The 12003-nt window shown below is 67.7% G+C and carries 7 protein-coding genes; 6 read left to right on the forward strand and 1 reads right to left on the reverse strand.

The window, feature by feature from the left end:
* Nucleotides 1–466: 466 nt before the first annotated feature.
* From ppc to EO174_RS17290, 5 genes are all read left to right on the forward strand, one after another.
* Entirely contained in the window at nt 467–3181 is a 2715-nt protein-coding gene (gene ppc, locus EO174_RS17270; protein ID WP_126946207.1) for a phosphoenolpyruvate carboxylase, read from the forward strand.
* Between the two features lie 130 nt (nt 3182–3311).
* The gene (locus EO174_RS17275) at nt 3312–3884 is read left to right on the forward strand and encodes a TetR/AcrR family transcriptional regulator (RefSeq protein ID WP_102583939.1); all 573 of its coding nucleotides are present in this window, start codon (nt 3312–3314) and stop codon (nt 3882–3884) included.
* Nucleotides 3881–4918: a DUF4105 domain-containing protein gene (locus tag EO174_RS17280; protein WP_126946210.1), complete on the forward strand. Its 1038-nt coding sequence runs from the start codon at nt 3881–3883 to the stop codon at nt 4916–4918. Before EO174_RS17275 ends, EO174_RS17280 begins: the two co-directional genes overlap by 4 nt.
* The gene (locus EO174_RS17285) at nt 4915–6936 is read left to right on the forward strand and encodes an alpha/beta fold hydrolase (RefSeq protein ID WP_126946213.1); all 2022 of its coding nucleotides are present in this window, start codon (nt 4915–4917) and stop codon (nt 6934–6936) included. Before EO174_RS17280 ends, EO174_RS17285 begins: the two co-directional genes overlap by 4 nt.
* 486 nt (nt 6937–7422) lie before the next feature.
* The gene (locus EO174_RS17290) at nt 7423–8658 is read left to right on the forward strand and encodes a histidine-type phosphatase (RefSeq protein ID WP_126946216.1); all 1236 of its coding nucleotides are present in this window, start codon (nt 7423–7425) and stop codon (nt 8656–8658) included.
* 780 nt (nt 8659–9438) lie between these two features.
* On the opposite strand, the gene metK is transcribed toward EO174_RS17290, so the two are convergent.
* Nucleotides 9439–10650 carry a methionine adenosyltransferase gene (metK, locus tag EO174_RS17300; RefSeq protein ID WP_104584603.1) on the reverse strand — a complete coding sequence of 404 codons (1212 nt, stop codon included), beginning with the start codon at nt 10648–10650 and terminating at the stop codon, nt 9439–9441.
* A gap of 449 nt (nt 10651–11099) precedes the next feature.
* Here metK and EO174_RS17305 point away from each other — a divergent pair, with 449 nt between their 5' ends.
* Nucleotides 11100–11906: a UDP-2,3-diacylglucosamine diphosphatase gene (locus EO174_RS17305; protein WP_126946222.1), complete on the forward strand. Its 807-nt coding sequence runs from the start codon at nt 11100–11102 to the stop codon at nt 11904–11906.
* The last annotated feature ends 97 nt before the right edge of the window (nt 11907–12003 follow it).

Consider the following 12003-nt stretch of genomic DNA (forward strand, 5'->3'; position numbering starts at 1 on the left):
TGGGCCGGCACCGGCAGGAGCGCGCTTGCGCGCGATGCGGGGTTACCGGTGAAGCGTCGTCGCGCCCGGGTGCGCTCCTACGTGGATGCGGCCTGCGCGTCCCGGGACGAATCGCTGCGCCGCCCACGCGATTGCCGCGATCACCCGTAGGAGCGCACCCGGGCGCGACGGGGCATGACCAGGACAACCCCGCCCCGCAGGCGCGGCTTGTCCGCGATGGGCGTTACCCGGACAACCCCACCCCGCAGGAGCGGGCTTGCCCGCGATGGGCATGACCAGGCCAGCCCCACCTCGTAGGCGCGGCTTGCCCGACCTGCAAACTCTCGTCGCGCGCCAGCGCGCTCCTACGGAGTCGTCGGTAGGCGCACACGATGGTTGATGATGAAACCGTCATGCCGGTCGCGATCATCTAATCCTTTTGGGTTAGTCTTCGACGACTTTGCGCTTGAGAGGGTGTGCGTTTCCGATGAACGAGTACCGCAGCAGTCTTGTGTTCGCTACCCCCGACCTGCCCTTGCGCGACGACGTGCGTCGGCTCGGCGCCCTGGTCGGTGACCTGCTCGCCGAGCAGGTCTCTGCGGAATTCCTCGAGGAAGTCGAACGCGTTCGCACCACCGCGATTGCGCGGCGCGAGGGCGATGCGCCGCCGTCCACGCTGAGCGCGCAACTGGCCGGGCGTGAACCGCGCCAGGCCGAGGCGCTGGTGCGTGCCTTCAGTACCTATTTCCAGGTGGTCAACATCGCCGAGCGCGTGCACCGCATCCGCCGCCGCCGCGAATACCAGCGCAGCGGCACCGACACGCCGCAGCCCGATGGCCTGCACGATGCATTGCGTCGGCTCAAGGCACAGGGCGTGAGCCTGGACGAACTCAGCGCGTGGTTGCCGCGCATCGACGTGGAGCCTGTGTTCACCGCCCATCCCACCGAAGCGGTGCGCCGCGCGCTGCTGGAAAAAGAACAGCTGATGGTCGCCAGCCTGGTCGACAACCTGGACGGCATGCGCACACCCAACGAGCGCGCCACCGACGCGGCGCGCTTCCGCATGGCCCTGACCGCCTCCTGGCAGACCGCCGACTCCTCGCCGGTGCGTCCCACCGTGGAGGACGAGCGCGAGCATGTGGGGTTCTACCTCACCCAGGTGCTCTATCGCGTGGTGCCGGTGATGTACGAAACCCTCGAACACGCCATCGAAGAGACCTACGGCAGCGTGCCGACCCTGCCGCGGCTGCTGCGCTTCGGCACCTGGGTCGGCGGCGACATGGACGGCAACCCCAATGTGGATGCCACCACCATTGCCGGAACGCTGGATGCGCAACGGCGTGCGGTGCTGGACCGGTATCAGAAGGAACTCTGGCAACTGGCCAGCCTGCTCAGCCAGTCGACCACGCTGGTGGCGGTGAGCCCGGCGTTGAGCGAGCAACTGCAGCGCTACCGCGCGTTGTTGCCGGAAGACGCCGCACGCTCGCGTCCGCGCCATGGCGACATGCCGTACCGGCTGCTCAACGATCTGATGCGCGCGCGCCTGCAGGCCACGCTGGACGATGCCGAGGGCGCCTACACCAGTCCGTCCGAGCTGGAGCACGATCTGCAATTGATCCTGGACAGCCTGCAGGCCAACAAGGGCCTGCACGCCGGTTGGTTCGCGGTGCGCCGCCTGCTGTGGCGCGTGCGCAGCTTCGGCTTCCACCTGGCGCGTCTGGACGTGCGCCAGGAATCGAGCGTGCATGCGCGCGCGGTGGCCGACGCATTGGGTCAGGCGGACTGGGACGAACAGGACGCCACCCAGCGCGCCGCATTGCTCGGTCCGTATGCCTCCGGCGAACAGGCATTGCCGCGCGTGGATGACGAAGGCAATGCGCGGCTGGATGCGGTGTTCGCCGCGCTTGCCGATGCGCGCAGCCGCCATGGCGCCGATGCGTTGGGCAGCTACATCATCTCGATGGCGCACAACCGCGCCGACGTGCTGACCGTGCTGGCGCTGGCGCGCCGCGGCGGTCTGGTCGACGACGCCGGCACGGTGCCGCTGGATATCGTGCCGCTGTTCGAAACCGTGGACGATCTCCGCGGCGGCACCGGCACCGTGCAGGATCTGCTCGCCGACCCGGTCTACCGCCAGCACCTGGCTGCGCGCGGCGATATGCAGATGGTGATGCTGGGGTATTCGGACAGCGGCAAGGACGGCGGCATCACCGCCTCGCGGTGGGGGCTGCAACGCGCGCAGGTCGAACTGCTGGAGGCTGCCGCCGAACTCGGCGTGCGGCTGACCTTCTTCCACGGCCGCGGTGGTTCGATCGCGCGTGGCGGCGGCAAGACCAGCCGCGCGCTGGATGCCGCGCCGCGCGGCAGTGTCGATGGCCGGCTGCGCGTGACCGAGCAAGGCGAGGTGATCCATCGCAAGTACGGCATCCGTGCCCTGGCGCTGCGCTCGCTGGAACAGATGACCGGCGCGGTGCTGCTGTCCAGCCTGCGTCCGCGGGCGCCGGAGCCGCGCGAGGAGCGCTGGCGCCCGGTGATGGATCTGGTCGCCGAGCGCAGCACCGTGGCGTATCGCGCCTTCGTTGGCGCGCCGGATTTCATGCAGTACTTCCGCCTGGCCACGCCGATCGATGTGATCGAACGCATGACGCTGGGCTCGCGTCCGTCGCGCCGGCTCGGCCAGGACGCGGCCTTGTCCAACCTGCGCGCGATTCCGTGGGTGTTCGCCTGGAGCCAGGCGCGTGCGGTGATCCCGGGCTGGTACGGCGTGGGCAGCGGCCTGCAGGCAGCAGTGGATGCGGGGCACGAGGAGACCTTGCGCGAGATGGCGCAGGACTGGCCATTCTTCCGCACCTTCCTCGACGACGTGGCGATGGTGCTGTCCAAGGGCGACCTCACCATCGCCGAGCTGTTTTCGCGTTTGTCGGGCGTCCTGCATGCGCGGTTCTTCCCGGGCATCGGCGCCGAGCTGGCGCTGACCAAGGGCTGGGTGAAGGCGTTGACCGGCCAGCAGTCGCTGCTGCAGCACGACCCGCGGCTGGCCTTGTCGATCCGCCTGCGCAACCCCTACATCGACCCGATCAGTGTGCTGCAGGTGGACCTGCTGCAGCGCTGGCGCGCCACCGATGGCGAAGACGACGAATTGCTGCGCGCGCTGGTGGCCTGCGTCAACGGTGTCTCGCAAGGCGTGCAGAACACCGGCTGATCCGTTCGCTGCTCCGGCCGTCGGAGGCGCTGCCGGAGCAGACTGCCGGAGCAGACCGTTGGTCGGAGAGGGCGCAGATTGGTGAAGCGGACTCTGGTGTTACCGGACAAATCTGTCCGATAATGCCGCGATGACGACTTCCCGCCCTGATGCCGCGCTGCGCCGCCGGCAGATACTCGATGCTGCCGACGAAGTGTTCAGCGAACACGGCGTCAACGCCCCGCTGGAACTGGTGGTCGAGCGTGCCGGCCTTGGCCGCGCCACGCTGTACCGCAATTTCCCCGACCGGCTCGCGCTGATGACAGCGCTGATGACCCGTGGCCTGGATGGCCTGGAACGGCTGGCCGCCGATCTGGCCGAGCGCCCGGACGGGCTGGCCGTGCTGCTGCACGATGTGGCCGAGCACATCGCCCAGTCCGCGCCGCTGGTGGATTTCTGGCGTTCGATCGAGCGCGCGCACCCGGCCGTGGACGCGGCCGACCGGCGTGTGGTGCGCATCTTCCTGCCGTTCGTGCATCGCGCCCGCGACGCCGGCCTGTGCCGTGCCGATGTCGATGACGAGCAACTGCTGCTGGTGATCGACATGCTGGGCAGCTGCCTGCGCGGCAACGACGAATCCGAACGCAAACGGCTTGCCCATCGCTCGGCCGACCTGTTGATGCACGCACTGGGCATGCAGGTGCCGGAAGGCGGCACCCGATGAAACCGGCCACGCGTTCGCGCATCGGGCGCTGGGCGCTGCGGGGGGCGCTGGTGCTGGCCGCGCTCTGGGGCGGCCTGGCGATCTACTTCGCGCTGACCGGCAATGCGTTCGTGCGCGCGGCGTGGGTGGGTTCGTGGTGCGCGATGGCAATCGCGGCGTTGTGGGGGTTGCGGCGTGGCCGCGAGAACTGGGCCTTGGTGGGCATCTTCAGTGCCGCCTTCGCGGTGCTGGCGCTGTCGTGGTGGATGATGCAGCCCAGCCAGGACCGCGACTGGGCCGACGATGTCGCCCAGCGCCTGCAGCCGGAGGTGCACGGCAACATCGTCACGCTGCACAACGTGCGCAATTTCGACTGGCATGGCGAAACCGACTACCAGCCGCGCTGGGAAACCCGCCAGTACGACCTGGATCGCCTGGTCAGCGCCGATCTGGCGCTGTCGTACTGGATGGGCCCGGCGATCGCGCACACGTTGGTGTCGTTCGGTTTCGACGACGGCTCGCACGTGGTGTTCTCGCTGGAAATCCGCAAGGAGCGTGGCGAATCGTTCTCGGCATTGGGCGGGTTCTTCCGCAGCTTCGAAGAAACCCTGGTGGCCGCCGACGAGCGCGACATCCTGCGCGTGCGCACCAACGTGCGCGGCGAGGACATGTACTTGTACCGGCTGGCGCTTCCCAAGGCCGGGCTGCGCCGCATGTTCATGGGCTACGTGGGCCTGGCCAACGACCTGAATCGCGCGCCGGCGTTTTACAACACGCTCACCAGCAACTGCACCACGATCGTGTTTGCGTTGGCGCGCCAATTGCAGCCTACCTTGCCGCTGGATCATCGCCTGTTGCTGTCCGGCTACGTCGACGAATACGCCTACGATCACGATGGGCTGATGCCCGGCTACGACTTCGCCACCCTGAAGCAGCGCGGGCATTTCACCGCACGTGCGATCGCCGCCGACAAGGCCGCGGATTTCTCCGAGCGCATCCGTGCCGGCATGCCGCAGGCGCCAGCACCAGCACCAGCCCGGAGCGCAGTGCGATGACGCCGCGCCTGCGTGGATGCCGCGCCGCTGCCGTGCTGGCAGGACTGCTGGCGAGCCTGTGGCTGAGCGGCTGCGCGATGGTCACGGTGCAATCGCACAGCAGCGGCGACTACATCGCGCGCACGCGCGGCGATGTGCTCAGTACCGGCGCATTGAGCCAGGCCAGCAGCGAGACGGTGCAGGTGGCCGGTCTGCAGCCCAAGGCCTGCCGCAGCGACCCGCTGCCCTGCCTGCAGCAGCTCACCACCCTCGCAGGCATCGGCAACGAGCGCCGGCTGGCGACGCAGGCCGAGCTCTGGACGGCGCAGGCGATTGCCCTGGGCGGGCGCGACCCGGCAACGATGAGCGATGCGGCAGTCGACGCCTGGCTGGAAGTGGCGCGGCATGCCTACGCCTACCTGTTCTTCACCGATCGGGCGCCCAGTGCGCGTGCGTTCGAGAATCGCCAGACGCAGGTACGCGACTACTACAACTATGCCGTGCAGCAGGTGATCGAACGCCTGTTCGCGCGCGCGCAGCAGACCGGCCAGACCGAGCGCGAACCCACCACACTTGGTCGCTGGCAGGTCAGGATCGACATGTCTGCGTATCGCTTGCCGGGCGGTGGCAACACGCCGCGCGCGATCTTCGCCGCCTCGGCGTTGCGCTTCGATGGACTGCGCAGCACGTATCGACGCGACGGCTTCGGGGCCGAACTGGTGGCCGAGGTGGACCCGCAAGTGGTCGGCGACCCAGCCGGGCTGGCCTTGCAACCGGCCGCCGCCGCCGCAGCGCCGGAGCGTCCGCTGCCGACCTTCAGCGAGATGCCGTACGCACCGGCAACGCTGCTGCTGCGTTTCGATGGACAGACGCTGGATGCGGTGCTGCGTGGCCATGCCGCCACCGTGGTGCCCTACGATCCGTATCGCCAGAACGAGGTGGTGCTGCATGGCCAGCGCGTGCCGCTGGCGGCCAATTTCACCGCCGCCTATGGGCTGTGGCTAGCCAGGTCCGGGTTTGCCGCGCAGTCGCTGCGGTCGATGCTGGGCCGCGCGCGCGGCATCGACCGCCCGCATCTGTATCTGATGCAGCCCTACGACCCGGACCGGCGCGTGCTGCTGATGCTGCACGGGCTGGCCAGCAGCCCGGAAGCCTGGGTCAATGTCGCCAACGAAGTGATGGGCGATGAAGCGCTGCGCCAGCGCTACCAGATCTGGCAGGTGTACTACCCCACCAATGCGCCGGTGGCGGTCAACCGCGCCGAAATCCAGGCCCTGGTGGAGCGCAGCCTGCAGCACTTCGATCCGGCCGGCACGGCGATCGCGTCGCAGGACATGGTGTTGATCGGCCACAGCATGGGCGGGGTGATCGGCCGCCTGCTGGTGTCCTCGTCGGGCGAGCGCCTGTGGAATTCCCTGCTGGAAAACTACCGGCTGGACGGCGAGCGCGGTGCACGCATCCGCGCGAAGTTGTCGCCGCTGCTGCATTTTTCGCCAATGCCGCAGATCGACCGCGCCATCTTCATCGCCGCGCCGCATCGCGGCACGCCCCTGGCCGAGGGTGGGCTGGGGCGTTTCGTCGGCCGCCTGGTGCGTTTGCCGATCGCCTTGCTGGATCGCTTCGGCGATGTGTTTCAGGACCTGGCCAGCAGCGAGCGTGGCGGGCAGGGGGGCGACCCGCGCCGCAAGCGGCGCCTGCTGCCGCCGACCAGCATCGACAACCTGCGCGATACCGATCCGTTCGTGCGCGCCAGCATGGACCTGCCGATTTCCCCGCAGGTGCATTACCACACCATTGTCGGGCGCGAGAAACCGCAGGTGCCGCTGGCCGACTCCGACGATGGCCTGGTGCCGTATCGCAGCGCGCACCTGGACGGTGCCGAGTCCGAACTGGTGGTGACCTCCTGGCACAGCGTGCAGGAAACGCCGCAGGCAATTCTGGAGATCCGCCGCATCCTGCACGAGCAATTGCGCTCCGAGGCGGTGGGCGCAACGGATGCGCAGGGCAAGCCAGCGGCCGCAACGCCCGCGACATTCTGATCGCGCTGCAGCGCACTTGCGGGAAGGCGTGGCTTACAGGGCACGCACTCCCATCGCAAGTCATCGTGCTGCGGCCCTGTGCAGGGCGTCCTGACGGCCGGTGCGAAGGCTATCCACGCAAGGTGGCGCACCGTGCGGCGCGGTGCGGTTCGTAAGGGCGCCTGCCGCGCCCGTCACCGCGGCCGCGCGGCTGATGCGCAGCATCATCGTCGCGTGGTGCCTGCTCGGACATGTTCGCGAAGTTCCGCCGGATGTCGTCTGCCTTGCATATTGGCAACGTAGATTCCGCCATGACCAACGGGATGACTACCAAGCATGTGTTCTGGGCACGCGATGACAACGGGGCAGGGTAGTGACCCGACGCCTGCAGGCGATGACGGCAGCGACGCGATTTGGCTTGCGTTGTTGCCATCCTGCAGAGGCGTCGCGCCGTTGCGCGCAGGTATCAGGCCGGCATCGACGACAGCGTCTTGGCTGCGATGGCTGGTGCCGGCGCTCAGCTTCGGCGCGCTGTTGCTGATCGGCTGCACGCCGCGTCCGCCCGGACCGCCCGCAGTCGCAAAGACCGCGCAGGCCGCGCAACTGGAACGCGTGGTGGTTGTCTTTCGGCACGGCGTGCGCGCACCACTGCAGGGCGAAGCCGCTGCGGCGCACTACGCCGACGCGCCATGGCCGCAATGGTCCACAGCGGCCAGCCTGCTGACGCCGCGTGGGCGCATCGGCGTGCACTTGAGCGGCGACTATTTGCGCCAATGGCTGGTGCAGCAGGGCGTGTTGCCACCGAGCGGGTGCCCGGTACCAGGCAGCGTGTCGGTCTGGGCCAATACCGACCAGCGCACCATCGACAGCGGCGCCTTGCTGGCCGCGGCGCTGGCACCGGGCTGCGGGATCGTCGCCGGGCATCGCCAGGCCGGCAGCAACGATCCGTTGTTCCGACCGATCGAAGCCGGCGCAGTGCCGTTCGATGGCGCGGCGGCAGTTGCGGCGATCGAGAGAGAAACCGGTGGCCCAGCCGCCGTGTTGCGAGGGCACGCGGCCGAGCTGCAGGCGATGCAGCAGATTCTGGGCTGCACGCGCACACCCTGCGACTTTGCGCAGATGCCGTCCACGCTGACGCCGTCGGCCAACGGGCGCGGCCTGGCGCTGGGTGGGCCGATCGATCTGACCTCCGGCACCGGCGAGGTGCTGCTGCTGCAATACGCCGAAGGCCTGCCGCTGTCGCAGGTGGGCTGGGGCCGCGCCACACCCGAGCGGCTGGCGCAGGTCTCGCGCCTGCATGCCTTGTTGTTCGACATCTACGCGCGTCCGCATTACATGGCCTCACGTTCGGGCGCACCGCTGGCGCGCGAAGTGCTGCAGCGCTTCGGCGATATGCAGGCGCCAAAGGTCTCGGTCTTCGTTGGCAGCGACACGCATATCGCTGCGTTGAGCGGTTTGCTGGGCGTGCACTTTCATCTCCCCGGCTACGGCGCCGACGATCCGCCGCCGGGTGGTGCATTGCTGCTGGAGCTATGGCGCGAACCGAATGGGCAGCAGGTGGTGCGTGCGCGGTATCTGGCGCAATCGCTGGATCAACTGCGGACGCTGGCGCCATTGGATCTGGCGCACCCGCCGTTGCAGCAGACATTGGCGCTTGGTATTTGCACAGCAGGGCAACGCATGGCGTGCCCGTTGCCGGAGTTTATGCGCGCGCTTGAGAAACAGCTGCAGCTCGATCGGTAACCGTGCAGCAGCAATCCTGATCTGGAAAAGGCGACCACCGGTTGTTCCTTCTCCCAACGGAAGAAGGTGCCCCGCAGGAGCGGATGAGGGTACGTGCGACGCCTGGTGTCATCGAATATGCAAAGAGGCTCCGCCCCGTACCTCACCCCAACCCCTCTCCCGCAGGAGAGGGGCTTTTCTTTTTTCAGCCTCCGACGATGATCGGTGGTGTTTGCGCGCGTGCCGGTGTGGGACCTTGAGCGGCATGGATGCCGCGCCAGGGCCAACATGGATTTACTTGCGGCGTATCCCACACCGGTACGCGCCCAAGCGCCTTAAGCAAACCGAAGCAGTCGCATGGGAACACCAGATGTCGTGCGCAAAGTCGATCGGTGTGCGGAGTTGGTCGGCAGCGCGGCGCCGCATCCAGTGTCGGGACACGCCGTGAATCCATCCCTGGAGGCTCGGTGGCGGCATCCATGCCGCCACACGGTCCCGCCCCCGGACGCGGCACCGCGCTCCCAGCGTTGCCACTGCTGATCGGCAGGCGATTACGCTTGCAAGCGCCTTCAGTGGCCGAAGCCTTCAGTCACAGAGCGTCAGTGACTGGAGCATTCGCACAAACCCACTAGATGTCCAACGCGCAGATTCTTCAGTAAGCGGTGGCCGCATCAAAAATCGGACCGCAGTGAATCCAGCCGTAGGGTTCGGTTGGAAGCATCCATCCCACCAAAACGCACATGGGCCGCATCAGCGGCCCATGTGCAATTCACTGCATCCGCTCCCGCAGGAGCAGTCTGCTTACTTCAGCTTGGCGTCGGCGCGCAGCGCGTCGGCGCGGTCGGTCTTTTCCCACGAGAACGCGGTGGCGTTGTGCTGCTCCCCGGTTGCGTCGGTGTAGGAGAAGTCCTTCGGCTTGCGGCCGAAGTGGCCGTAGGAGGCGGTCTGCTGATACATCGGGTGGATCAGGTCGAGCATCTGGATGATGCCGAACGGACGCAGGTCGAAATGCTTGCGGATCAGCTTTTCGATCTGTTCGTCGGCGATCTTGCCGGTGCCGAAGGTGGTGACCGAAATCGAGGTCGGCTCGGCCACGCCGATGGCGTAGGAAACCTGCACTTCGCAGCGGTCGGCCAGGCCGGCAGCCACCACGTTCTTGGCCACGTAGCGCGCGGCGTAGGCTGCCGAGCGATCGACCTTGGACGGATCCTTGCCGGAGAACGCACCGCCACCGTGGCGCGCCCAGCCGCCGTAGGTGTCGACGATGATCTTGCGGCCGGTCAGGCCGCAATCGCCCACCGGCCCGCCGATCACGAACTTGCCGGTCGGGTTGATGTGGAACTTGGTGCCCTTGTGCAGCCACTTGGCCGGCAGCACCGGCTTGAGGATTTCCTCGCGCACGGCCTCGACCAGATCCTTCTGCTTGATGCCCGGATCGTGCTGGGTCGACAACACCACCGCGTCGATCGCGGTCGCGACGCCGTCTTCGTAGCGCAGGGTGACCTGCGACTTGGCGTCCGGACGCAGCCAGGACAGCGCCGAGTTCTTCTTCTTGCGGATCTTGGCCTGCTGCTCGACCAGGCGGTGCGCCAGATGGATCGCGGCCGGCATGTGGCTGTCGGTCTCGTTGGTCGCATAGCCGAACATCAGGCCCTGGTCGCCGGCGCCCTGCTGTTCCGGGTTCTTGCGGTCCACGCCCTGGTTGATGTCCGGCGACTGCTTGCCGATCAGGTTGAGCACGCCACAGGTCTCGCCGTCGAAGCCGACGTCGGAGCTGTTGTAGCCGATGTCCAGAATGACCTTGCGGGTCAGCGCTTCCAGGTCGATCCAGGCACTGGTGGTCACTTCGCCGGCAACGATCGCCACGCCCGTCTTGACCATCGTCTCGCATGCCACGCGGGCGCGCTTGTCCTGGGCCAGGATGGCATCCAGCACTGCGTCGGAGATCTGGTCGGCGATCTTGTCCGGATGGCCTTCGGAGACCGATTCGGAGGTGAACAGGTAGCTGGACATCAGGCTTATATCCCTTGATTCGGATGAAAAGATGGGTGCGGATGATACACCGTCCGACAACCCTGTGCATTGTGCGCCTGAACAGCCCAGTGTGGCGTTAAACCCGTGTCGTGGCACGGGTTTGCACGGTCATCGGGGTGTCGTCAGCTTGCCATGCAGTGGTCGTATCGAGCGGTCAGCATGCGCGCGTACCTGGCGCCTTGGCTGCTTGCGGCCGGGGCGCCGCAGGGGAATCAGCGATGTCGTTGGACAGCGTGCCGGGCGAGGGCGCATGGCTGCCATGGCGACCACGACCCGCGATCCGCGATGCGGTGTCCGAGGCAGCGCGTCGCGGCTTGCGGCGAGGCGCGCATCTGCGTGCGTGCGCTGCCGGCGCCTGCGGGCGGCGCATGCACCCTGCCTGCGCCGCCAGATGGTGGCGCCGAGATTCCTGCCCCGGAGACGCCCGCATGCACTTGTCCACGTTGCATCCACCGGTCCGTGCCTTGTTCCTGTCCGACCTGCACCTGGGCTCGCGGCATTGCCATGCCGCCGAGATCGCCGCCTTCATTGGCCGCCAGCGGTGCCAGAGGCTGTATCTGGTGGGCGACATCATCGACCTGTGGTGGATGGCGCAGCGGCGCGCGGTCTGGGATGCGGCGCATCAACAGGTGATCGCGGCCCTGCATGCGCAGGCCCGGCGTGGCACCGAGATCATCTACGTGCCCGGCAACCACGACCGTGCCATCCGCCGCTTCTGCGGCCTGGTGATGCCGGCCATGCAGGTGCGCCGACGCAGCGTCCACACCTTGCTGGACGGGCGCCGGCTGCTGGTCACCCATGGCGACGACTACGACGCGCAGACCCATTTCGGCGGCCTGCAGGAACGGTTCGGCGACTGGCTCTACTACCGCATCCTTACCGGCAATCAGCTGACCAATCGTCTGCGGCGTCGGCTGGGCATGCGCTACTGGTCGCTGGCCGAGTTTCTCAAGCGACGCAGCGATGCAGCCGAGCGTTACATCGGCCGCTTCGTGGCGGCCGGCCTGGCCGATGTGGTGCGCCGCGATCTGGACGGCATCGTCTGTGGGCATATCCATCGCGCCGCACTGCGCATGCAGGCCGGCCATCTGTACGCCAACACCGGCGACTGGGTGGAGAGCCTGACGGCGCTGCGCGAGACGCAGTGCGGCGCACTGCAACTGGTCAACCATCACGGCGAGGTGCTGGCCGAGCTGGCGCCGCAGCCCCACGCCGCGCAGCAGCGCGCGGCGTGAGGTCGTCATGCGTAGCGCATGTCGGCAGGCCGCGGCTGCCGGGAGCCGCCATCGGGCTGTAGCGTCCGCCATCCTGGTGCAGGGCATCCAGACGCCG

The organism is Xanthomonas sp. BRIP62418 (assembly GCF_003993495.1).
In the GTDB taxonomy this organism is placed as follows: Bacteria; Pseudomonadota; Gammaproteobacteria; order Xanthomonadales; family Xanthomonadaceae; genus Xanthomonas; species Xanthomonas euroxanthea.

Coding starts and splice junctions, on each gene's coding strand:
- EO174_RS17305 (WP_126946222.1), top strand. CDS start 11,100: ATGCACTTGTCCACGTTGCATCCACCGGTCCGTGCCTTGTTCCTGTCC.
- EO174_RS17280 (WP_126946210.1), top strand. CDS start 3,881: ATGAAACCGGCCACGCGTTCGCGCATCGGGCGCTGGGCGCTGCGGGGG.
- metK (WP_104584603.1), bottom strand. CDS start 10,650: ATGTCCAGCTACCTGTTCACCTCCGAATCGGTCTCCGAAGGCCATCCG.
- ppc (WP_126946207.1), top strand. CDS start 467: ATGAACGAGTACCGCAGCAGTCTTGTGTTCGCTACCCCCGACCTGCCC.
- EO174_RS17275 (WP_102583939.1), top strand. CDS start 3,312: ATGACGACTTCCCGCCCTGATGCCGCGCTGCGCCGCCGGCAGATACTC.
- EO174_RS17285 (WP_126946213.1), top strand. CDS start 4,915: ATGACGCCGCGCCTGCGTGGATGCCGCGCCGCTGCCGTGCTGGCAGGA.